Origin of the sequence: Bradyrhizobium sp. MOS003 (assembly GCF_003020125.1) — a bacterium.
Taxonomy (GTDB): Bacteria; Pseudomonadota; Alphaproteobacteria; order Rhizobiales; family Xanthobacteraceae; genus Bradyrhizobium.
Window position 1 is genome coordinate 232,619 of sequence record NZ_PYFW01000005.1, and the last position, 24,823, is coordinate 257,441.

Below are 24,823 nucleotides of genomic sequence, written 5' to 3' on the forward strand. Positions count from 1 at the left end.
TCTCACCTGCTTCCGCTCGCCGCCGGTATATCCGGGCGGAAAACGTCCAATGGCGGCATCGGTGGCCGCATGATGATTGGCACGGCGTCACCTGCCCGCGCGAAGGTCGCGCGCCGCGAGAACACTTCGCTGAAGCTCAACGCAATGATGAGCAGGCCGGACGCCGGACCGTAGTTCAGAACTGTAATCGTGAACAGGTTGACGACGAAGATCAGCGTCAGCTTGTAGACGTCGGTCGCTGCGAACGTCGCCCGGAACACCATCACCACGAATGCGACGAACGGCAGACCGAACATCAGGTACGTGCCGATGTAGAAATTGTCGACGGGAACCCAGAAATGCGCAAGCGGCGAGAACAGCTTTTGCGGATAGTTGAAGCAGCCAACGCCGCAACCGGTTACGAGACCAATGGGCATGAGCTGGTTCAGGTAGACGAACGGTAGTTGCCAGCTGTTGTTGATGCGGTCGACGATGCTGAACAGGGTTGTGTGCGGCACCGCGGCGGTACCGGAGGCAAGCACGATCATGAAGAACGGCACAAGGATGGCGGCAAACGACCACAGCGCAATGGTCCGAATCGCGGGAAAGCGCGACTTCTCCGGCAGCATCCGCACGAACACCAGCAGAATCAAGTAGATCACGAGCACAATCATGGTCGTCTTGCTGGTCGTCAGACGAATAATGTAGACCGCAAGAGAGCCGTACAGAAGGCACCACGTCGTGCTCTTGCGGATCGACGTAATCGCGAAGGACACGAGTATAAAGAAGGCCGCCATGGTACTTTCGGCAGCAAAGCCCGTGAGACGCTGATCGTCACCGCCATAGGCCCACCATAGGCGGCCCGCCTCACGGACGGCGCCGAAGGACTCATATTTGTAGCCGACCCAGGGCATGAGATAGAATTTCGTCAGCAGCACGCCGATCAGCGAGAGGTAGAATGTCGCGGCGATGACCGACAGCAACTTCTTGTAAGAGCCTAGGCTAGTGTCGCAGAAGCAAAATCCGACGAACACCGGGAGCATCATCTTGAACGACGACATCGCCGCGTTGACCGTTCCCAGCATGAAGTAGCCGAGCACCAGCGACAGCATGATCTGCACAAAGACAACTGCGGCCAGGATACTGCGATTGCGCAAGATACAATGCACGATGAACTGGACCAGGCACAGAAGCGCAATGCCATCTGGCACGAACCAAAGCGTGTCCAGATGCATGATGCTGGTGTAGTACCGCATCAAACCACCGAAGGCGTCCCGCACCAGATAGGCTGCGAGCGCGATCGCCTCGATGTTGAGGCTGATCAGCGTGATCCGGCGGGGTTGCAGCGCGAAGGTGCTCATGCCCGGCTCAGTTGCTCAGCCGCGCCGACCGGACGGTGGATGGCGCGAAATCCGGGGAGCTTCCAAACACATTTCGCAGGAGCTTGCCGCCGGGAATTTCGACATAGAGATAGGTGAAGTGCGAAACGGCCAGCACAGCGGCCAGCGAGACGACGAGATTTAGCGTAGCCGGCAGGCCTGCCCAGCTCGAATCCAGGGCGGCGATTCGCCCCGCCCCCACGGTCCGCACGGCATATTCAGCCAGCAGCACCACGAGCGCGTGCACCATATAGATGGAGTACGAACGGCGCCCGAGCCAGACCAGAGGCTTGGCTACCAGGATCCGCGGCACCAGCAGCGCATCCGGAAAGGCCAGGAAGCTGCCGAGGAAGATCGCGAACATGACTGGTGCAAGGAACGTCGCCGCAGGATTGGTCTCCGCCAGGGACACCAGGGCGACGCTTGAGATCATGACGATGAATTGCAACGCGCTCTGTACGGCTGGGGCCGGTTTGGCCGGCACGCGATCGACGATCCTCACCATCAACACGCCCAGGAAAAAGCCGACGAGGCAGCGCAGAAGACCGAAATCCGTCTGAAGCTCGAGGCTCTTCTTTTCGAGCACGAAGATGATGAAGACCAGACTTCCGACCGCAAGCAGCCCGGAGAGGACATAAAACAACGACAGTGAGCGCATGCGCAGAGCTAGCAGAACGATCAGGCCAAACACCAGATAGGTGTAGAACTCGACACTGATGCTCCAACTCGGTGCATTCCAACTGAGATAGTCGATGAATCCCATCGAATGCAGCAGCAGGACGTTGAGAACAAAGGAATAGGCGTTGTTCACCTCGAAGACCGTCGGGGCGGCGACCACGACGCCCGCCATGACCAGGCCGATGCGCAGCAGGCGAAAGACGAGGTTTGCGAGCAGCATGACGATATGCAGCGGGTAGACTCGCGCCAGGCGCCGTATCAAGAATTCGCGCAGTGAGAAGCGCGTGAAGTCGTTTTCGATATAGCTCAGCCCCATGACCATTCCGCTGAGAACAAAGAACAGATCGACCAGCAACCATGCACTCCTGAAGAAGGAGCAGTCGATCCAGGCGTTGTGCGGGAAGGCCGCGAGAAATGTCGGCATCAGCAGCAGATGGTGGATCACCACCGAAGTTGCGGCGATGCCCCGGATACTGTCGAGCGGCAGGACATGCGCCTTCTCACGATGAACCAACTCCGTCACATCAAACATTCCGTGGTTGTTGCATCGCAGCAGTGTGTATCAGGTCTCGCGCGTGTTCAATCTCTGCGATCGTGGACTGGCATTCGATGCATGACGCCCGACGATAATTTCAAGGCTTGCAGATTTTTCGGACATGTGAGCGTCAAGTTCATGCCACTTTTATCGAGGCGCGCCTGCTTAGGGGCGCGAGCCAATCAACGTGGGATGATGGCCGGTATTTGCGCGGAAAGTGTGCGCGAAATTCGGCACTGTTGCGATCGGGTCCCAGGGAACAACAAGCGCGTGTCATGACTTGTGTCGATTTTACGACGAGCGGATGCGTGAGTGCCTGGTATGTTTTCAGGTTGCAACATTCATGAGCGCGACATGCCGATCTCGCAGGCATTGTAGATCTTGCTTTTGCAACCAGCGAGACAGTGCGCTAGGCCATTGGTAGTCGAGGGCTCTGCATCGGCTTTTGCGTCGCACAAAAAGATGACACAGTTACCTGCCAAGTTTCGCCTGTTCTCCTATTGCAACAGAAGCAAGGAACACGGATGGGCCGCGGACTAACACGTCGTCATGCGCAGCCGCGATGGCTAGCGATTGTCTTGATTGGTTCTGTGCTGATCGTGTCGAGCGCCGGTGCTTGCCGCGCGCAGTGCGTCGAATTCTCGGACCGCGCCTCGCAACTCGAACTCGACACCTTTGTGAAGTCGCCCTCCTCCCTCCTGGAGCGCTTGCGCAATGACAAGGAGAAGTTGCGGTATTGGCTCGCGCGCTATGTCGTCACAAATCCGTCGGTGCTGCCTTCGGTGCAGACGCTAATCTCGGCCGCGGCCTCAGCCGATCGCTCGTCCATCGGCGCTGCGCTGCGCATTGCCGAAGCACGTTGCACGTCGACCAAGCCGGACGCTTCGCGCAAGATCAGGGATTTCGTGCAGCGGATCGGTGATCTCAACGTGCAGGCCGGTTATTCCGGCGCAGGAGACGACAGCTCCGGCGTCCAGGTCCAATCGCAAATCAAGACCTCGCCGCAGCCGAGCCGCGGCGGAGCACTGCTCGAAGGCGAGTGGAGAACCAAGCTGGCCAATCCATTCAAGCCCGTCCCCCTTCCGAACTGATCAGCGATCGTCAAAGGACGCGAATTCAAAAATGTATCAGCCCAGAGAACATTTCCAGTCGGGACACCGATTCGGCATCGAATTCGGCGGGGCCGTCCTCAGCTTCGAGCGCGTGACCGACGTCCTGCGCCGGCAATGGCCGATCATCGCGGCGTGCACCGGCGCTTCGCTTGCCTTGGTGATGATCTACCTGGTCATGGCGCAGCCGATGTACACCGCGAACGCCCGAATTATGATGGATACGCGTCAGGCGCAGGTGCTGGATAAGGACAGCAACGCCAGCAGTGCGCTCATTGATACCGGCTACGTCGACAGCCAGGTCGAGGTCATCAATTCGGACGACCTGATTCTCTCGGTCGTCCGTCGCCTGAAGCTGACGGACGATTCGGAGTTCAATGGTTCCAATCCGGGCTTGCTGTCCATCGTTCTCGGCAAGGTCATGTCGCTGTTTGGCTCCGGCGAACCGGCGTCCCAGGAGCGGCTCGAACACGCCGTCGTCGAGCAGGTTCAGAAGAACCTGAGAACAGAACGCGTCCTGACGACGTATGTTCTGTCGATGAACTATCGCTCGCGCAGCCCCGACAAGGCCGCCAAGATCGTCAACGCCATCGCCAATGCCTACCTCGTCGGCGCCCTGGAAGCCAAATATCAGTCCACCAAGCGGGCAACCGAATGGCTTCAGCAGCGCAGCATCGAGCTGAGCGAGCAGGCAACCGCCAGTGACCGCGCCGTGCAAACCTTCAAGGCCGAGCACAACATCGTCGGAACCAGCCGCGGCCTGATGTCGGAGCAGCAATTGTCCGACCTGAACACGCAGCTGGTTCAAGCGCGGGCGGCGACGGCCGAGGCCAAGGCTCGTCTCGACCGGATCGACGCGATTTCCGACCAGGATGTTGCGCAATCAACCGTGACGGACGCTCTCAACAACTCGGTCATCACCCGCCTGCGCGCCCAATTTCTCGACCTCCAGGCCCAATATGCGGATTGGTCGCGACGCTATGGCAAGCAGCATCTTGCGGCGGTCAATCTGGCCAACAAGATGGAGGAGCTGCGCAAGAACATCGCCGACGAGTTGCGTCGGATCGGCGATGCCTATCGCAGCGACTATGAGATCGCAAAGAGCCGGGAGGCCTCCCTCGAGAAAAGCGTGAAGGAGCTCGTCACCCAGGCCGGCGATAGCGGCCAGGCCGCCGTCAAGCTGCGCGACCTCGAAAGCGCGGCCGACACCTATCGCAATCTCTACAACAACTTCCTCGAGAAGCTGCAAAGCGCGACGCAGAACCAGAGCTTTCCGCTCAGTGAGTCGCGCCTCATCAGCACCGCCAACAAGCCGGATCGCAAGAGCTCGCCGCGTACGGTCCTGGCGCTGGTCGGCGGTCTCGTGGGCGGCCTCTGCCTTGGCTTTGGCGTTGCATTTGGACGTGAGATGCTGAGCGATGTCTTGCGGACGCCCGGAGAGGTCGAGGATGAGCTCGGCGTGAAGTGCCTCGGAGTTTTGCCCGACATTCGACCACCGACCAAGTCCGGTGCGTTGCTGTCGACGTCCGCGAAAACCGGTTCCCCCAACCTGTCCCGCTACGTCGTCGATCATCCGTTCTCGCGGTTTGCCGAGACCTTACGCAACATCAAGGTGTCGATCGATGTTGCGCGCCTGACCCGCGAGATCAAGGTGATCGGCATCGTATCGTCACTCCCCAAGGAGGGAAAAACGACGGTGGCGGCCAACTTCGCACAATTGATCGCCCTCACCGGACATCGCACGATCTTGATCGACGGCGACCTCCATACGCGCTCGCTCACGCGCGAGCTCGCGCCGAATGCCACGACCGGACTGGTCGAGGCGCTCAGCGATCCAGCCGGCCTGGGCTACCACGTGCAGCGAAGCAAGGAGACGGGACTCGATTTCCTTCCGTCCGTCGTGGCGTCCCGCATGGTCAATTCAGCCGACGTCGTCGGATCGAAGGCGATGGCCGAGCTGCTCAAGGTGCTGAAAGAGCACTATGAGTACATCGTGATCGACCTTGCGCCGGTGATGCCGGTGGCGGATGCAAAGGCCGTCAGCTTCCTGATCGACGCCATGGTCTACGTGATCGAATGGGGGCAGACGACACGAAGCGCTCTTCAGGAATCGATTTCGGGATCGGAAGTCCTCCAGAAGAAATTGCTCGGCGCCGTGCTCAACCGCGCTAACCCGAAGATGCTCAAGCGCATCGAGGCGTACAAGGGCAAGCACCACAACAGTTATTATGTCGAACACGCCTAACGCATGATACGGAAATGTGCGCAGCGGTTTTCCGAAAAGATCATGTTCAAACGTCAATCCAAGGCGCGATGATGATTCATCCTGATCGCATCGCCTTCTAGGAGACGCGCTGTCGCGCCGAACTGGAACGCCCTCGGGCCCGCGGCCATTTGGCAGCGGGCCTTTTGCGTTTTCGCGGAACTGTTGCCTGAAGATCGAGGGCGCCTACCCGCACGGGACCGAAGATTGCGCCGAGCCCACCGCGACAGCTGAGGCCCCCGTATTCGTCCGGAATCCACAAACTACGGTAGTTGCCCTAGCCAAAAGCAAGGATTGACGACGACGACGTCGGCTAGGACAGTGCGCCAATTGGCACCTTCACCGGCAAGACGGGACAATCCGGGTCCTGGACGCTTCAAAACGCTGGAACTTGGCATCTTTCTTTCTGGGTTCCCTGAGGTTAACCTCAACCCATATTTGTAGTTCTTCGCCAGTGGGCTCGGAATGCTGATTGTCCTGACGATTTTGACTATTTGGGTTCTGCTCAACATCCTGTTTGTGTTGATCGTTGTTCCTCCGCGCAAACCGCGTCCGCAGGTGATGGCGACAACGCTCTCACCCGCGCCCATCGACCCGAGCCAACGGGAACTCGAGCAGGACGAACCCTTCTCGGTCCGCCATGTCATCGTTTCCGTTGCAATGGGGGCTTTCTTCGTGCTGGTGCCGCCGTTGCTCGCCTTGCGCGATGCGATCATGCGGCTATTCGGCAGGTCGTCGAGGGACGGAACCTGATCTTTCGATCCGGTTCCGAACGATGAATTGTTGAACGACTAGTAAGCTTCCTGGAACATCACGGCGGACGCTGTCCGGACCATAATCTTCAAATCTAGCCAAATACTCCAATTGCTGACGTACCAGACGTCATATTCGACCCGCTTCTCCATCAGATCGATCGTCGGAGTTTCTCCCCTGAAGCCGTTCACCTGGGCCCAGCCGGTCAGGCCCGGCTTCATGTGGTGGCGATAGACGTACTTGCTGATGAGTTCATCGTAATAATTGTCATGGGCCAGCGCGTGCGGACGCGGCCCAACCAGCGACATGTCCCCGCGCAGCACGTTCCAGAGCTGCGGCAGTTCGTCGATGCTTGTCATGCGAAGGAAGCGCCCGATCTTGGTGACGCGGACATCCTGCTTGGTCGCCTGGGCGATGGTTTCGCCGTTCTCGCAAACGGTCATGCTGCGGAACTTCCAGATCTCGAACGGCCTGCCATTGAAGCCGCGGCGCGACTGGCGAAATATGACCGCCCCCGGGGAATCGAGCTTGATCAGCACGGCAACGGTGAGCAACAGCGGTGTCAGGATCACGAGGGCGAACAGAGCCACGCCGACATCGAGAAAGCGCTTCTGCAACCGCTCGAGAATGGTGAGAGGCGGCCGCTGGATCTCGACCGCTACGGTTCCACTAACCGGCAGGAAGGGACGAGCCACCAGATCGGCGATCGGATCGTCCGGCAGCAGGCGTATCGGCTGTGGGACCGCGCGCAGATAGGGCCCGAGCTTGCGGAGCATCGGCAATTCGTTCCAGTCGAGCGCAAGCAGGTATTCATCGACATCGGCCGAGCGCGACTGACGGATCACATCGCGAATCTGCCGCTCCCAATGGCCGTCATCCCGGTCGTCGCCAAGCACGAAATGGCGCATCACGTCGAAGCCGTTTCTCCGCAGGTCCTTGAAGCGGCTGGAGGTGAAGTCGAGCGGCTTGAGGCTGAGCAGGATCACCTTGCGATCGACCAGCCGGCTTCTCGCGAAGCTCGTACCGAACACCGCCTGCCAGACGAAGCGGAGGCTGACCAAGCCAAGTCCGCCGATCACGGCGAACACGATGACGGTGCCGCGGGACAGATTGTCGGTTGATTTCAGCAAGAAGGCCGCAACCGCAAGGATCGTCAGCGACGTCAGCCAGATCAACACTGCCTTTCGAAGCTGCCAGACGATATTGAGCAGCCTGTGCGTGGCATAGACGTCCCTGAAATAGGCGACCGCGACGAACACCACGCCGACGAATAATCCCGCTCCCACTGGAGCGCCGTCGGTGGGCGAAGCGACGGCCGCGCCGTACAGCGAAGCCCCGGCGGCATAGCTCAACAAGATCAGCAGAAAGTCAGCAGCAATGACGACGATCTGAAATGGCCTCTGAAGAGCGCCACCTCGCGTCGACGACAACGCGTGGGCGTTTTCAGAACCGTAAGTTGCAACAGCCATTCGAACCTCTGCCTATCGAGAGAGTATCTGACGCTCATCGTGATGCTGAAGACTCGTCACTTCCCCGCGCCGAACGTGTTGCGTGATCGCAGCGACATTGTGGCGCTGCACGCAAAACTTTTGCGGCGCACGAATGATGTTGCCATGTTGAAATGCGAAGCGAAATTCGACGCGCTGAAAATGTCGTCACAGTGCCGACATATGAGCGAACGCGCTGCCCTATTTTGACTCAAGTTCCACGTCCGCCGCGATGCTTTGCCGTTGCGTGAGCACCTCTCGCTCATCTTTCAGGCGAGGCAATCCTTCGGCGAACCACAATTGAGTCATTTGCGAGAATTCCGATGATTTTCTATCTGGGCGTGCGATGTGGAATTGCGCCCCGGGGCATGCATTCCTGCCGCGCTCTCGCCTTCAGCAATGCAATTCTTACGGATCGACCGTTCGCACCGCGATCGTATGACAAGGTGGGCAAAAACTTCCGCCCTTCTTTTGGCGTGATCAAGCCGGACAACCAGGACGCTCTCCACCGACCTCATGTTGTCTGTGTTAGATGGAAGCTCTCCGGTGCCGGCGACTTGGGGAAATTTTTCGACCACCCGATCGATTGAGCACCATGATATCTCTCGCCCGACCACGTCCGCTTCCCAAACCGCAATTGCCGGAGGGAGTCCGCATCTATGCGATCTCGGACATTCACGGATGCGCGCATCTGCTCCAGCCCATGTTGCGCGTGATCGACGCCGACATTGCCTGCAGCCGGCCGCGCTACGCGATCGAGGTCTTCATGGGCGATTACATCGATCGCGGCCCGGATACGCGCTCCACCCTCGACGTCCTGATCGAACGAAGCCGCCGGGGCAACGCGGTTTTCCTCAAAGGGAATCACGAGGCATTTCTGGTGAATGTGTTCGAAGACCCTTCATTGTTCGAGGATTGGATTGCCGTCGGCGGGACCCAGACGCTGACGTCCTACGGGCTTGCGCCGCCGGACTTGAGGCGCGACGAACCGGCATCGATCATGCGCGATTTGATCCGGGCGATGCCCACCGAGCATCTGGAATTCCTCGACAATCTGCGGCTGAGCTTCAGTTGTGGAGACTTCTTCTTCGCCCACGCCGGCGTTCGCCCCGGCATTCCCCTGGCAGAGCAGACGGAGCGCGATCTGCTCTGGATTCGCGACGAGTTCCTGCGCAGCGAGGAGCAGTTCGGCAAGTATATCGTGCATGGCCACACACCGGTCCGCAGTGCCGAATTCATGGCGAACCGCGTCAACATCGACACCGGCGCCTATGCGACCGGCAACCTCACCTTGATGAGCATCCAGGGCAGCCGGATGCTCGCGGTGTGAGGTGGCAGCTTGTCGCGGCGGCTTGCCCATCGGCCGGTCGAAACCGTTTCGCGACCAGCATGGCATCGACCTCGGCGGGATCTAGTTGAGCAAGCGTGGCTGTTCCAGCCGCGTACGTGTTTCGGCCATCCAATCGTTCCAGGCTCGCTCGTGCTTGACGTAAAGCTCCAGCCAACGCTTCCCATGTCCGTCCTGATGTCTGTCCTGGCGGACACGGCGCGCCTCGACAAGCAAGTCGGCGCCAGGGCGGGAGCCCGGATTGTCCAGCGCTTCGAACTCGACCGTCTCCGAGATCGTCAGCCCGACAAGCACGCGTTGTCCGGCGCCATCGACGATGTAGCGTCGCGGCGCGTCGTTCTTGGGTTCACTCATCTCGTCATGCCCATTCGTGTCAGTGAGATCCGCCGGCTCGTCGAGCGTTGCCTAAAAGGCGCGTCGGGCGTGGCCGAACGTCGAGGTGGGAGTCGGCTCGTCGATTCGGCGCGAGGCGAAGGATGAATCCGCAGGGCTTCGTTGGACGCGCCAAGCACGCAACGCGTATCCCAAGGTGAGGCCAGCGCTGAAGATGAAGGCGGAGAGGAATGCAGAAGTCATGGGGATAGTCCTGGATAGTCGCGGCTTCATCAAGAGTGAGTAGTGTGTCGACATCATGGTTCTTGCCGAGTCCGGGCGCCGAAAGATTGTTCATGCCTGACCTCTCACGTGCATGCAGCAAAGCATTCCCTTCATCGGCCGCGGCGATCAAGATCCGTCTATTAGGGCCACGTTATATAGAGAGATGCCCTCGCGACCACGGACCTGCTGCCGTCGGATGGACATGGCGCGCTTCCCAACGAACGGGAAATTTCGGGCCAACCGGCCAATCCATCCCTTGCAACCATTCGGGACCCGTCGCATTATTTCGCATCTCATATTACGAGGGATTCAATCCACATGACCGTTCGCGCTCTTATTCGATCCATTGCCCTGCCCGCTCTCGGCCTCGCTTTGACTGCCTCAGTGGCGCCGGCCGCCGAGCTCGCGCTGGCTCCGGCACATCAGCGGGCGGCCTACGCGCAAACCGGGGTCGTGCTGTGGGATGACGTCTATCCGCCCGCGATCTACGGCCCACAGCTTCGCTCCGTCGATGAAGTCGCCGCCATGAAGGCGCAGGCGCGTCCGGTGTCCCAGCGCTGGTGGGGTTATTGGTACGTCCGGTGAGCCTGGGAACGTTAGGGTAAGAGTTCCCTGAGAGGCCAGCCACCTTCGAGCATAGACCGCCGATCCACGGATACCCGGTGACGGCGGTTTTTTCGTGGGTGCGCGCGCCGATTGCTTCGACGGTTTCACTCAGATTGAAAGCCAGCGATCGACGCGATCCAGCCGCCAACGTGCACGTCGTAGATCCTGGCGGACTGCCGGGACGACGACTCCGGAGACAGACGGACGAACCGCCAACGCCTGCTCCGAAGGCGGTTCCCTCTCAGCTCAACAGGAAGTTGCCGTTGTGCAGCGTGCCGGTCGCATTCTGCAGGCTCACGTCCATATCGCTCGTCCCGTCGCCGTCGATATCGATCTGAAGATAGTCGTTACCGGGCCCCGAATTCTGCAAGTGAGCCGACGCCTGGTTGGCACCGAGCAACCCCGCATTCTCCACGTACTCGATGTGACCGCCGGCGACGCTGATGCCCGAGAACGTGAAGCTGTCATTGTCGGCATCGAAATTGTGAATGGTATCGGCCGCACCGGCGGCGGAGTCCGCGGTGCTGAGGAAGCAGAAGTTGTCGTGTCCCGCGCTGGCGTAGATCTCGTCCGCGCCCGTCCCGGCGGTGATCGTGGTGTTGCCCGCCGTGTTGCCGATCGTGATGCGGTCGAAATTCGCGGAGCCGTTGATGGTCTCGACGTTCTTCACCGTGATGTCGAAGACATTCATGTTGATGTTCAGGGTGTCGTTGCCGTCACCGAGATCGATCACGTTCGCCGGGCTGCCCTGCAGCGTCAGGACATCGTCCGACGAGCTGCCGTTGAGCAGGTTCACGTTCCACAGATTGTCGAACGAATTGCTGCCTGCGGCGAGGTTGAGGACGTTGGCCGTTCCTTCTCCGAGATTGACGTTCACGCCGGACACCGTGTTCAGCAGCGTCAGCGTGTCATCCGACGGATTGAGATTGCCGGTAAAGTCGCTGCCGTTGAGATTTTCGACGCCACTGATGCTGAGCGAGTTGACGCCGTTGGCGAGCCACACCCAGTCGCTTCCGCCGCCCATATCGATGGCGGTTCCGTTGACGTCGTTGGTCAAGGTCAGCTGATTGTCGGCAGAATTGCCGTTGATGTGTTCGACACCCGTCGCGGCGAATGCGGCGTAGTTTCCGCCGAGGACGATCGTGTCCTGGCCGTTGCCGAGATCGATCGCGACGCCGTTGGCGGCCGCGATCGAACCAGTGACGGTCAGGGTGTCGTCGCCCGCCGTTCCGTTGACGTGGTTGACGTCGTAGATGTTCACGAACGAGTTGGCGCCGGCGGCGAGGTACATCGTATTGTCGCCGTTGCCGAGGCTGATGTTCAGGCCCGTGACCGTCGTCGACAGGGTGAGCACGTCGTTGACACCGGGCGTCGCGCCGTAATCGGTTCCGCCGACATTCTCGACACCGATCAGGCTGAGCGTATTGGCACCGCCCGCGAGGCTGACCTGATCGTTGCCGCCGCCGAGATCGACGACCAGTCCGTTGGCGTTCGCCGTGAGATTGACGAACTCGTCGTTGCCGGTGCCGGTCACGTTCTCGACGCCGGCGAGATTGAGCGTGTAGCCGTTGCCGAAGGTGCCGTTGAGCAGGACGGTGTCGCCCGTCCCCGTCCCCAGATTGATCGCATGCCCGAAGATGTTCGATCCGACACGAAGATAGTCGTCTCCGGCCGTTCCGATCACGGGTGCGGAGTTGGAGAATTGCTGCGTCGAGAGATCGATCGGGCTTCCCGGCGTGCCCGACGATTGCAACAGGATGGCGTCGCTGAACTGCAGCACTTCAACGTTGCTCAGGGTGTCGGTGCCGTCGCGGTTCGAAACACTGTCCTGAACCTGGATCGTCCCTGATGTCATGATGGCGTATTGCGATTGCGCACCCGAGAAGATCGCCATGTCGGTGCCGGTGCCACCGTCGATCGCATCGTCACCGCCCTGGCCGGTGATGCCGTCATTGCCGCCGCCGGCATTGATCGTGTCGCCAGCGCCGCCGCCGAAGAAGAACTCGTTGCTCGAACCGCCGACGAGCAGGTCGGCCTGGTTCGAACCCTGGACGCTGTTGACGCCGCCCGTGATGAAGTCGGCGCCGGCCGCACCGCTCACAATTCCCGTCGAAAGATCGACGGAAACTCCGCCCCCGCTCGCCTGGGAATAGGAAACCCGGGTATTGCCGTTACCGGTGATGTTGTCGTTGCCGAGCAGGCCCTCGAACAGGTTGAAGGTGCCGAACGATCCGGCCGAGGTGACACCGGTGAAGCCGGTGGCATTGTAGACGTCGTTCAGGTTGCTGCCGGTCGCACTGTTGACGCCCACATAGGTGTCGGTGCCGATCGAGCCGCCGCCGGTTGCAGTTCCCGCCTGCAGATTGACGGTCACCGCATCGGTTGCGCTGGAATAGATGATGCGGGTGTTACCGTTGCCGGTGATCGTATCGTTGCCGGCCAGACCCTCGAACTGGTTGAAATTGCCGTTGTTGCCGACGTTGTTGATCGTGGTGTTCTGGAAACCGACGGCGCCGAAATTCGTGGCCGTGAAGACATCGTTGAAGTTGGTGCCCTGGGCCCCCTCGATCCCGCGGAGCGTATCGTTGCCGATCGAGGCGTCGCCGGTCGCGGTGCCCGCCGTGAAGTCGATGGTAACAGGACCGGTCGAGAAGTAGAGGTTGTTGTAGCTGGCGATGTCGAACCCGCCGCGGCCGTCGATGAAATCGTCGCCGGCAAAGCCGGTGAACGTCTCCGTTGTCGTTGTAATGTTGCTACCCCGGATGGTGTCGTTGAACATCGATCCCATCACGGCGTTGACGCCGCTGAAGGTATCGTTGCCCGTGGAGGCGTCGCCACTCGCAGTACCTGCCAGCAGATCGACGTTCACCCCGCCGGTTGCGTTGGTGAAGGCAACGCGCGTGTTTCCGTTGCCGGTGATGCTGTCGTTACCTCCCATGCCGATGAATTCGTTGAAGGTCCCGTTGGACCCGGCATTTTGGCTGGATCCGCTGAATCCATTGGCGTTGAAGACATCCGCGGCGTTCGAGCCGCGCACGGATTCGACCGACCGCAGCGTGTCGGTACCGACCGTTGCGGCATCGCCTGTCACGGTTCCCGAGGCCAGCTGAACGTTGATCCCGCCCACTGCGGCCGGGTCGAGCGCGTAGTCCGCCCGGTCGAAGCCGGCCCGGCCGTCGATGAAGTCGTCGCCGGCGCGGCCTTCGAAGATTTCCACGGTCCCCGGACCATTGGTGCTGCCCAGCAGTTGGTCCGCAAAGCCGGAGCCGACGACGCCTCCGAACCCCGAGCCCACCAGGGTATCGGTGCCGACCGAACCATCTCCGGTCGCCGAATGGGCCGCCAGATCGACGGTCACGCTGCCCGTTGCGCTGGCGTAGGAGATGCGCGTCAGGAGCGCACCCAGGCTATTGGTCGCGCCCGTGATGCTGTCGTTCCCGCCGCGCCCTTCGAACTCGTTGAAGCCCGCGTTGGTGCCGGCAATGCCGGTATCGCCGGTGAAGCCGGTTGCGTTGAACGTGTCGGCATAGTCGCTGCCCACGATGGCCTCGACGTTCACCAGCGTGTCAGTGCCGACGCCTGGTCCCGTCACGGAGCCTGCCGCGAGATTTGCGGTAATGCCTCCGGTTGCCGCGACATAATCGGCGCGGTCGAAGCCGAGGCCGCCATCGAGCAAATCATCGCCGTCGAGACCCTTCAGGCGATCGTTGCCACCGAGGCCACTCAAATTGTCAGCATAGACCGTGCCGACCAGCGTGTTCGGATTGGCGTCGCCGATCAGGTGAACGCCAGGCGCGAAGATGAAGTCCGCAGCCGTGAGGCTCGCCAGATTGACATTCTGCAGCGTCAGGCTATCGCCATTGCCGAAATTGATGAACGTGTTCGATCCCTGCTGCGAGGCGATCGCCTGGACATCGGCGAGGTTGTAGATGCCGACGCCCGAAAGGTCGATCTTGTCGCCCTGCGCATGCGAGAAGTCGCCGATGAAATCGGCCCCGCCGCCGCTCACATAAACGAAAGTGTCGGCGCCGCCATTGCCAACCAGATTATCGCCGCCGCTGCCACCCTTCAGCGTATCGGTGAAGTTCGACCCGGACACGCCGTTCACGCCGCCCGTGATGGTGTCGTGCCCGACTGAGCCGTCTCCACTGACGGTGCCGCTGGCGAGATCGACAACAACACCGCCAGTCGCGTTCGCAAACAACAGCTGCGTGCTGCCATTGCCGTTGATGAGATCGTTGCCGCCCTGGCCCTGGAAGGAGTTGAACCCGACGAAGCCCGTCGCATCGTAAGTGTCGGCAAAATTGCTGCCGTAGACGCTGTTGACGCCCGTGAAGGTGTCATGCCCGACCGAGACATCGCCCGTGACCGAGCCGGCGTTCAGGCTGACGGTGACGGCGCCGGTGGCGTTGATGTAGAGCAGTCGGGTGTTGCCGTTGCCGGTGATGGCATCATCGCCGCCGAGGCCCTCGAACTGGTTGAAAGTACCGAACGAGCCGGCATTGGCGCTGCTGCCGTTGAAGCCGGTCGCCAGATAGGTGTCGACGTAGCCCGTGCCCTGAATGCCCTCGATCGAGCGCAGCGTGTCCGTGCCGATCGATGCATCGCCGGTCGCGGTGCCCGCCGCCATGTCGACGGTGACGCCGCCCGTGACCGTGCTAATGCTGTTGTAGATCGCCGTGTCGAAGCCGCCGCGGCCGTCGATGTCGTCGTTGCCGCCAAGACCGGTGAAGTTGTTGTTGAAGCTGCTGCCGAACAGCGTGTCGGAGAAGGTCGATCCCTGCACCGCATTGACGCCGGTGAAGGTATCGGTGCCCTCGGTCGCACCCGAGGCGCTGCCGGCAACCGTGACCGCGTTCGTCGTTCCGACGGCGCTGGTCTCGAGGTCGACGCTGACGCTCGAGGCCGCGATCTGGTAGTTCAGGCGGGTCGAGCCGTTGCCGATGATGGTGTCGTCCCCGCCGGCGCCGGCGAAGTCGTTGAAGGCGCCGGAGGATCCGACATTGCTCGCTCCGGCCTGACCGAATCCGGTCGCGTCGAACGTGTCGTCGAAATTGGTGCCGCGGGCAGCCTCGACGTTGCGGATCGTGTCGGTGCCGACCGTCGCATCGCCGTTCACGGTGCCTGCGGCGAGGTGAACATAGATGCCCGAGGTGGTCGTCGTGTCCGAATTGTAGGTGACCTGGTCGTAGCCGCCGCGGCCGTCGATATAGTCGTCACCGCCGCGTCCCTCGTAGGTCTCGTAGGTGAAGGCCGCATTGTCGCTACCGTAGAACGTGTCGTTGGAGGCCGAGCCCCAGACGGTCGAGACGTTGGAGAAGGTGTCGTGGCCGACGGAGGCATCGCCGTCCGCGGTCCCGGCCCCGATGTCGACAGTGACCGCGCTGGTGGCTCCCAGATACGACAACCGGGTCACGATCTGACCCAAGGCATTGATATCGCCGACGACGATGTCGTTGCCGCCGCGCCCTTCAAACTCGCTCTGCCCGGTGGCGACACCGGGCAAACCGGTCGAGCCGATAAACCCGCCCGCATTAAACGTGTCGGCATAATCGCTGCCGAGGATGCCTTCGACATTCGTCAGTACGTCCGTTCCGACGCCAGCGCCGGTCACCGAGCCGGCCGCAAGATTGGCCGTGATGCCTCCCGTTGCATCGCCGTAATCGGCGCGATCGAAGCCCTGGCCACCATCGAGCTGATCGTTGCCGCCAAGCCCCTGCAGGACGTCATTGCCGCCAAGACCGCTCAGATTGTCGACATAGACCGTGCCCGCCAGCGTGTTCGGGTTGGCGTCGCCGATCAGGTGAACGCCAGGCGCGAAGATGAAATCCGCAGCCGTGAGGCTCGTCAAATTGACGTTCTGCAGCGTCAGGCTGTCGCCGTTGCCGAAATTGATGAACGTGTTCGATCCCTGCTGCGAGGCGATCGCCTGCACGTCGGCGAGGTTGTAGATGCCGGCACCCGACAGGTCGATCTTGTCGGCCTGCCCATGCGAGAAGTCACCGATGAAATCGGCGCCGCCGCCGGTCACATACACGAAGGTGTCGGCGCCGCCGTTGCCGAGCAGATTGTCGGCGCCGCTGGCCCCCTTCAGCGTATCGTTGAAGCCCGATCCGGACACGCTGTTCACGCCACCGGTGATGGTGTCATGTCCAACCGAGGCATCTCCACTGACGGTGCCGCTGGCGAGATCGACTACAACGCCACCGGTCGCGTTCGCGAACAGTATCTGCGTGCTGCCATTACCGGTTATGAGATCGTTGCCGCCCTGGCCCTGGACGGAATTGAAACCGATGAAGCCCGTCGCATCGTAAGTGTCGGCAAAATTGCTGCCATAGATGCTGTTGACGCCCGTAAAGCTGTCGTGACCGACCGACCCGTCCCCGGTAACCGAGCCGGCGTTCAGGCTGACGGTGACGCCGCTGGTGGCATTCGTGTAGAGCAGCCGCGTGTTGCTATTGCCGGTGATCTGGTCATCACCGCCCAGGCCCTCGAACTGGTTGAAATTGCCGAACGAGCCGACATTGAGCGCGCCGCCCTGACCGTAGCCGGTCGCATCATAGGTATCGGCGAAGATCGTCCCCTGGATGCCTTCGACCGACTGCAGTGTATCCGTGCCGCTGGAGGCGTCGCCCGTGACTGTGCCACTCGCCATGTTCACGCTGACGCCGCCGGTGGTGTAGGTCAGGTTGCTGTACTGAGCGACGTCGAAGCCGCCTCGGCCGTCGATCGTGTCGTTGCCGGCGAGGCCCTGGAATACCTCATTGGCGGAGCTGCCCGAGATGGTATCGGCAAACAGCGAGCCCATCACCGCGTTTACGCCGGTGAAGTCGTCGGTGCCCACCTGCGCGACGTCTCCGGCAGCCGTACCGTGTGACGTGCCCGCAGCAATGTCGACGGTGACGCCGTCGAGCGCCTGGCTGAACTGCAGCCGCGTGCCACCGTTGCCGATGATATGATCGTTGCCGCCCATGCCTTCAAAATTGTTGAAGGTTCCGAGCGAGCCCGCGTTGGTGCTTCCAGAATTGAAAGCTGTCGCGTTGTAGGTGTCGCTAAAGGCTGTACCGCGTACGCCTTCGATGGAACGCAGGGTGTCGGTTCCGACCGAGGCGTCTCCCGCGACCGTGCCCGCCGCGAGATCGACCGTGATTCCGGACGTCGTGGTCGAATCCTGGTTGTAGGAGGCAAAGTCATAGCCGCCGCGGCCATCGATGAAATCGTTGCCGGCCCGCGCGTCGAACTGCTCGTAAGTGCCGTTCGGGTTGTTGGTGCCGAACAAGGTATCGTCGTGGGTCGAGCCGACGATGGCGTTCACGTTGGTGAAGGTGTCGTGACCGACCGACGCGTCGCCGTCCGCGGTTCCTGCAGCCAGATCCACCGTCACGCCCGAGGTGGCGCTGACATAGGAGATGCGGGTCAGTATCTGCGCGGAGGCGTTAGCCGAGCCGGTAATGACGTCGTTGCCGGCGCCGCCCTCGAATTCGTTCAGGCCGACCGCAGCGCCTGGGATGCCGCTGTCACCGACGAATCCGGTAGCATTGAAAGTGTCGGCAAAGTTGCTGCCGACCGCGCCCTCGATGCTCACGAGCGCCTCCGTCCCGACGCCCGGTCCCGATGCCGTGCCCGCCGTCAGGTTGATGGAAACGCCGCCGGTCGCGTCGCTATAGACGGCGCGATCAAAGCCGAGCCCGCCGTGGAGGTAGTCGCTGCCGCCGAGACCTTGAAGGCGGTCGTTGCCGCCGAGGCCGCTGATGAACTCCGCATTTGCGGTGCCGACGAGATTGTTGGCGTTGGCGTCGCCGACGATCGGCGCCGCTGGCGTACCGAACACGAAATCGCTTGCGACAAGGCTGCCTAGATTGACGTTCTGGAGCGTGAAACTCTCACTGGAACTGAAGGTGATGACCGTGTTGGGGCCGATCTGCACCGCATGCGAGACCACATCCGCTAGGCTATAGATGCCGAAGACCCCGGTGAGGTCGATTTTGTCGCCCTGGCTGTGGACGAAATCCTGGATGAAGTCGAAGCCGCCGCCGGTTGCATAGACGAAGGTGTCCGCGCCAACGCCGCCGTTCAGGAAGTCGTTGCCGGCAAGACCGTCCAGGATGTCGTTGCCGTTGCTGCCGGAGAGGCCATCATTGCTCGCGCTGCCGACGATGGTATCATTGAAGTTGGACCCGAGGACGTTGAACACGCCGCCGGTGATGGTGTCGTGACCGACCGAGCCGTCGCCATCGGCCGTACCCGCAGTGAGATTGACGCTCACGCCGCCGGTCGCGTTGCCATACTGGATCTGCGTATTTTCGTTGCCGGAGATGATGTCATTGCCGGCATTGCCCTGGAATGAGTTGAAGTTCGCGTTGATGCCGATGAAACCCGTTGCGTCGTAAACGTCCGCAGAATTGCTGCCGAGCGCACTGTTGACGCCGCTGAACGTGTCGTGACCGGTCGAGCCGTCGCCGCTGGCCGTGCCGGCCGCGAGATTGATCGTCACCCCACCGGTCGCATTGGCGAAAATGAGGCGCGTGTTTCCGTTACCGGTGATTACGTCGTCACCACCGACCCCTTCGAACTGATTGAAGGTGCCATTGTTGCCGCTGTTGGCCCCGCTCACACCATAGCCGGTCGCAACGTAGGTATCGCTGAAGTTGGTGCCCTGGATGCCCTCGATCGAACGAAGCGTATCCGTGCCGTTCGACACATCACCGGTGACGATACCCGCCGCCATGTCGACGGTGATGCTTCCGGTGGTGAAGAAGATGTTGTTGTAGGAGGCGATGTCGAAGCCACCGCGGCCGTCGATATAGTCGTTGCCGGCAAGGCCGGTAAAGGTGTCGTTGGTCGCACCGCCCAGCAGCGTGTCGTCGAACATCGATGCCTGGACGGCGTTGACGCCCGTGAATTGATCGGTGCCGACCGATGAATCGCCGGTGGCGATGCCGGTGACGAAGTCGACGTTGACGCCGCCGGTGGCATTATTGAAACCGAGCCGCGTGAAGCCGTTGCCGGTGATGAGGTCGTCGCCACCGTTGCCGGTGAACTCGTTGAACGTCCCGTTCGAACCGGCATTGATGCTGCCCGAGCCGAAGCCGGTGGCATTGTAGGTGTCGACGAAATTGGTGCCGCGGATCGCCTCGATCCCGCGCAACGTATCGGTTCCGATGGTCGCATCGCCGGTCACTGATCCCGCGGCGAGATTGACCGTAATACCCGTCGTGGTGTTCGGATCGACGTTGTAGTCCACGCGGTCAAAGCCACCGCGGCCGTCGATGTAGTCGTTGCCCGCGAAGCCCGAATAGACCTCCGCGGTGAACATCGGATTGTTGCTGCCCAGAATCGTATCGTTGTAGGCGGAGCCCCAGACGCCGTTGAAGCCGGAGCCAACGAGCGTGTCATGGCCCACCGACGTATCACCCTGCGCATAGCCGGCTGCGAGATCGACCGTCACCGCCCCGGTGGCGCTGACATAGGAGACGCGCGTCAGCTCGGCTCCCTGGCTGTTGGTGTTGCTGATGATGGTGTCGTCGCCGCCTTTGCCTTCGAACTCGTTGTAGCCGACCGGGCTGCCCGGCACATGAGCGTCGCCGGTGAAGCCGGCGCCGTTGAACGTATCGGCAAAGTTGCTGCCGATGGCCGCCTCGATGTTGACGAGCGTGTCGGTCCCCACGCCTGCACCGCTCGCCGTCCCCTGCGCGAGGTTGATCGTGACGCCACCAGTCGCGTCCGTATAGTCGGCGCGGTCCAAGCCCGGGCCGCCATCAAGGATATCATCGCCGGAACCGCCGGTGAGATAGTCCCTGCCGGCGCCGCCGAACAGGATGTCGTTGCCGTCGCCGCCGCTGATGCGATCGTTGCCATCCTGGCCGTCGATCAGATCATTGCCGCTTCCGCCGGAGAGCACGTCATCGCCGAGCGAACCGAACAAGGTGCTCCCGATCGGGGTCAGCACGGCATTCGCGACCTCGGTGTCGAGATGGTCGACAAAGCGGTCGGTCAGTCGATCGATGGAACCCTGATCGGCAAAATCGGTCGCCGCCAGTTGATCGGCGGCCGCACCTTGGGCGACCTGGCCGGCTTGCGCCAGCTCGGTGACGTTCGTGGCCGTCTGGATGCTGTCGTTCGCGGCAGCAACGACCTGGATAACCGTCGCAGCAGCGGCTGTGCTGACTCCGGACAACGTGACAACACTCTGAACCGTATCCGAAGAGGCCAGATCGAAGGCCGGCGTGTTGGGAGCGGTCTGAGATGCGGTGATGGCCCCCGCAATTGCTGAAATGACCGCATCCGGTGCCACGCCGACCGCCGACACCTGAGCCACCGTGCTTTGGACCTGGATGGCCGCCGCAAGCACCGCCGTCGCCGTCGCATCGCCACTCACCGCAGCAGGCACCGGGTCGTACGAGAGAAGGTCGATCGGGTTCTGGGGATCAGAAAGGAGATTGACGTTGAACGCGGCCGCAATGGCGCCGATGGCCTGGTCCACCGTCAGCGGATGCTCATCGCTTGCCGTGCTGTCGACCAAAGCGACGATCAGCGTCGTCAGCGGCGTGATGACGGTGGAACCCTCCGGCGCCCGCAGCACACCCGCGACCTGCAAGCCCGTCGAGATATCGACACCGCCGATGCTCACGAGGGGGCCGGATCCGCCCGCCAGCGTAAAGCTGCCGTCCGCCCGCGTGGTCGTGAACGCCTCGCCGGCGTCGAGTATTCCGTTGTTGTTGGCGTCGGCGAAGACGGTCGCGCCGCCGATATAGCCGTCGATATCCAGCGCGTTGATCTCGTTGGCACCGGATTCCACGGTCAGCAGGAGCGTGTCCGTGCTCACTGCCTGATGAACGCCATCGTCGGAGATGGCGGTGACGTGCAGCGTGAACGGATCCGGGCTGCCGACGGCATGATTCGGGATCAAGACGACATTCTGAATCGAACCGCCGGTCACCAGCCAGGTGCCGTCTCCGATCGCGGCGCCATTCTCGACCGTAAAGCTCGACGGCACCCCCTCGATCTTCACTGACAAGGTGCTGCTCAAGTCGACCTTGGTCGCCGCAATATTCAAGACGATGTTGCCGTCTGCAGCTCCCGACGAGTTTTGAACGTTCAGTATCGGCGCGTCCTGCGCGCCGTGGATGTCGAAGCTGATGCTCTTGCTCGTGCCGTCGACGGACTTAACCATGAAGGTCTCCGTCCTGACGTCGTTGGCGCCAAGATACTGGATCGCGGAATTGTCGAAGGTATAGGTGTAGTGACCATCGGCCTGCAGCATCACCTTGCCGAGGTTGCCGGCTGCCGTGATCTCACCGGCCTGGAACGCGGCCTGGTTCTGGTCGGCATCGCTGATGGATAGCTGGCCGGATGCGGTTAGCTGGCCATCCTCAGTGATGTCATGCTGGGTGGGGCCACCGATGGCCGCCGCATCGTTCACGCCGTGGATCGTGAACGTCACGTTCTTGGTCGTGCCGTCCAGAGCCTTGACTGTGAAGGTCTCGTCGCGGGTCTCGCCCTGGCCGAGATATTGAACGGAGCCGTTGGCGACCGAATAGCTGTAGTCCCCGTTGGCGCCGATCGTCAGCGACCCGAGATTGCCGAGCCCCGAAGCGACAACGGTTTGGAACGAATTCTGGTTCTGATCGACATCGTTGATCGACAGCGTGCCGGACGCCGTCAGGACGCCGTCCTCGGTGACGTCATGCTGACCGAGATTGCCGATCACGGCTGCGTCGTTGGTACCCGTGATTTTCACCACGATATCGCGCGTAGCGGTGCCGTCGGCGGAGACGACCGTCAGGGTGTCGGTGACCTGCTGCCCTGCGGTGAGCGGGTTCGACTTCACGGGATCGAGCGTGTAGGTCCAGGCGCCCGTCGCCGCGTTGAAAGTGAAATTGCCATAAGTGCCGGCCAGCGAGGCAGGGGTCGCGAAATGGTCTTGTCCGCTGTCGGCGTCATGCACCGCAAGCTGGCCCGATGCGTTGGGATCGCCGGCGATGCTTCCGGCCTCGGTGACGGAAATGTCCTGGCTCCCCGACACCGTGATCGTGGCCGCGTCGTTGTTGCCGGTGATGGTCACCGCGAGCGTCGACGAGCCTGTTCCACCATGGTTGTCGGCATTCGTGTAGGTGAACTGCTCCGTCACCTGCTGCCCTGCGGCGAGCGCCTGCACGGCGGTGCTGGAATTGTTGAGCGTGTAGGTGTAGGCGCCGGTCGCCTTGGTGACCACCAGCGTTCCGTAGGTACCGACCACGGTGATCGTGGTGCCGTTGTCCGTGCCTCCCGCCACGGCGGACACGGTGTGGCTATCACCGGCATCAGCGTCCGTGTCGTTTGCGAGCAGATTACCGCTGGCAACGGTCGTCACGTCCTCCTTGGCGGAGGCGGTGTCCGCGACTGCGACCGGCACGTGATTGGTCGAGCCTTCGATGACGATTTCGACCTTTTCGATCGAGGCGACGGCAAGGTCGAAGCTCCTGAACGCATAGTCCGCGCTGCCATAGCGCGCGATGAGGGCCTGAATGGCCGCAAGATCCGACCTGAACGAAGCCGAGTTCGCCATCGTTTGCGTCACGACGAGGCGGAGCGTGTCCTGGCCTTTGCCGCCGTCGTAGATATCGACCGAACCCACGTTCTCCGAAGCGCGATAGATCAGGATGTCGTTGCCGTTGCCGCCGCTGACGAGGTCGGTGCCGGCGCCGCCATCGATGATATCGTCGCCATTGTCGCCAGAGATCAGGTCGTTGCCCGCCCCACCGAGCAGCGTATCGTTGCCGTTCCCGCCGAGGATGATGTCGTTACCGGTGCCGCCATCCACCGTGTCGTTGCCATTGCCGGCGTCGACGATGTCGTTGCCTGCACCCGCGTTGATGGTGTCGTTGCCGTTGCCGCCCTGAACGAGATCATTTCCCGCTCCGGCGCCGACGGCATCGTCGCCATTCTTCGCATTGATGATGTCGGACGCGCTGGTGCCGGTGATCTGATCGTTTGCGTTGGTGCCGTTAATGATCATGGCGATTTATCTTTCTCGATAGGGCAACAGACATCGCTCGCGAGCGCGCGGAAACGGCTTGCGTCATGCGCATGGAGCAATATTCAATCGTCGAAAGCGGAACGCGGTATGGACGCGACGCGTGACATCGTGCGGTCGCTCATGGTGAGCCCCCTCCCTTGACCTTCTTGATTTCTTGGGTTCGCCGTCAGCCCAACGGCGTGAGTTTGAAATGAAATGGTCTTGTTATTGTTCGACGCCTTGCTCCGTTGCCTGGCATCGCCTGGATTCTCGCAATTGCAATTTCCGACCGTCGAAAAGACTTTTCTGATAACTGCAAATTGTTTCCACTGTTGCGTGACTGCGTCAAGACAGCACAGCGGCTAACCTTAAGAGAGGTGTGGACTGGACAGCGCAGCCTGAAATGCGCGCGCACCCAACCGGCGGTCGCGCCCGATTTCAGCAATACGAGGAATCGAAGCTTTCCCAGACTACAGCACAATAAGGGCTGGAACGAAGCGATCGCCCGTTGCGTCGCGACCGGCACGAGGAGATCGCCCAAGATGCCGAGCAAATGAGCTACCACCGCTGATAGCGCCGGGATACGATGCGCGCCCTGTCCCCCTGCGGCGCCTGCGACACTCTGCCGCACCCAGATCTCACTGCGGATCGACGCTGCAGGCGGAGAACCTGCACCAAAATCCATCAGGCTCGAGCAGAGCAACGTCATTCTCAATTCCCGGGACGAAGGCTTTCCCCCTCCATGGATAACCCCCGCACGTCTTGACGCGTGACCCGAATGCGTCATGCCGGTGCTGGGGACAGCGCCTCGGCAGACATTATCCGCTAGACTTTGGTCGGGCACCGTTCTCGGGAAAAACAAGCAAAAGGGCTTGCGTCGGGCCGCCTCCTAAGCATGGCGGGGGTGCCCGCACGGAATGCGGCAAGAAAGGATGCGCGCCGGCTCGCAGCCGAACGCCTGGAGCTCAGCGGAGGGGACCGCTCGTGCAAACCAATGGAAACGACAATAAGGAGCTGTCGAAGGTCCTCAATCGACTTGGCGAGGCTGCCGTGAATCCGGAAGCCTGGCGCGGCATCATGGACGACATCTGC

General features: G+C 61.4%; 12 protein-coding genes. 7 read left to right on the plus strand and 5 right to left on the minus strand.

Annotated elements, in window-relative coordinates:
* Positions 1-2: 2 nt before the first annotated feature.
* Positions 3-1,340, minus strand: a complete 1,338-nt coding sequence (locus C7G42_RS23230; protein ID WP_106951267.1) for a hypothetical protein — start codon at positions 1,338-1,340, stop codon at positions 3-5.
* A 7-nt stretch (positions 1,341-1,347) separates the two neighbouring features.
* The gene (locus C7G42_RS23235; RefSeq protein WP_245427883.1) at positions 1,348-2,568 is read right to left on the minus strand and encodes an acyltransferase family protein; all 1,221 of its coding nucleotides are present in this window, start codon (positions 2,566-2,568) and stop codon (positions 1,348-1,350) included.
* Between the two features lie 581 nt (positions 2,569-3,149).
* On the opposite strand from C7G42_RS23235, the gene C7G42_RS23240 reads away from it, so the two are divergent.
* The 3 genes from C7G42_RS23240 to C7G42_RS23250 all read left to right on the plus strand — a co-directional run bounded on the left by C7G42_RS23240 (position 3,150) and on the right by C7G42_RS23250 (position 6,696).
* Positions 3,150-3,662: a hypothetical protein gene (locus C7G42_RS23240; protein ID WP_245427885.1), complete on the plus strand. Its 513-nt coding sequence runs from the start codon at positions 3,150-3,152 to the stop codon at positions 3,660-3,662.
* Positions 3,663-3,693: 31 nt separating this feature from the next.
* Positions 3,694-5,925: a Wzz/FepE/Etk N-terminal domain-containing protein gene (locus C7G42_RS23245; protein WP_106951268.1), complete on the plus strand. Its 2,232-nt coding sequence runs from the start codon at positions 3,694-3,696 to the stop codon at positions 5,923-5,925.
* A gap of 483 nt (positions 5,926-6,408) precedes the next feature.
* Positions 6,409-6,696: a hypothetical protein gene (locus tag C7G42_RS23250; protein WP_106951269.1), complete on the plus strand. Its 288-nt coding sequence runs from the start codon at positions 6,409-6,411 to the stop codon at positions 6,694-6,696.
* 38 nt (positions 6,697-6,734) lie between these two features.
* On the opposite strand, the gene C7G42_RS23255 is transcribed toward C7G42_RS23250, so the two are convergent.
* A complete protein-coding gene (locus tag C7G42_RS23255) occupies positions 6,735-8,165 on the minus strand; it encodes an undecaprenyl-phosphate glucose phosphotransferase (protein WP_106951270.1) in 1,431 nt (476 codons plus the stop codon).
* Between the two features lie 39 nt (positions 8,166-8,204).
* Here C7G42_RS23255 and C7G42_RS34845 point away from each other — a divergent pair, with 39 nt between their 5' ends.
* The 3 genes from C7G42_RS34845 to C7G42_RS23260 all read left to right on the plus strand — a co-directional run bounded on the left by C7G42_RS34845 (position 8,205) and on the right by C7G42_RS23260 (position 9,513).
* Positions 8,205-8,393, plus strand: a complete 189-nt coding sequence (locus tag C7G42_RS34845; protein ID WP_147250275.1) for a hypothetical protein — start codon at positions 8,205-8,207, stop codon at positions 8,391-8,393.
* Between the two features lie 113 nt (positions 8,394-8,506).
* Entirely contained in the window at positions 8,507-8,773 is a 267-nt protein-coding gene (locus C7G42_RS34850) for a hypothetical protein (protein ID WP_147250276.1), read from the plus strand.
* A 5-nt stretch (positions 8,774-8,778) separates the two neighbouring features.
* On the plus strand, positions 8,779-9,513 hold the full coding sequence (locus C7G42_RS23260) for a metallophosphoesterase family protein (RefSeq protein WP_106951271.1): 735 nt from the start codon (positions 8,779-8,781) through the stop codon (positions 9,511-9,513).
* Between the two features lie 81 nt (positions 9,514-9,594).
* On the opposite strand, the gene C7G42_RS23265 is transcribed toward C7G42_RS23260, so the two are convergent.
* Complete coding sequence (locus tag C7G42_RS23265) at positions 9,595-9,885, minus strand: hypothetical protein (protein ID WP_106951272.1); 291 nt, start codon at positions 9,883-9,885, stop codon at positions 9,595-9,597.
* Positions 9,886-10,446: 561 nt separating this feature from the next.
* Between C7G42_RS23265 and C7G42_RS23270 the strand changes: the two genes are divergently transcribed.
* Positions 10,447-10,713 (plus strand): hypothetical protein, encoded by a 267-nt coding sequence (locus C7G42_RS23270; RefSeq protein WP_106951273.1) that lies wholly within the window; start codon positions 10,447-10,449, stop codon positions 10,711-10,713.
* Positions 10,714-10,975: 262 nt separating this feature from the next.
* On the opposite strand, the gene C7G42_RS23275 is transcribed toward C7G42_RS23270, so the two are convergent.
* Positions 10,976-23,731, minus strand: coding sequence for a VCBS domain-containing protein (locus tag C7G42_RS23275; RefSeq protein ID WP_158537631.1), 12,756 nt, complete (start codon positions 23,729-23,731; stop codon positions 10,976-10,978).
* Positions 23,732-24,823 lie beyond the last annotated feature (1,092 nt).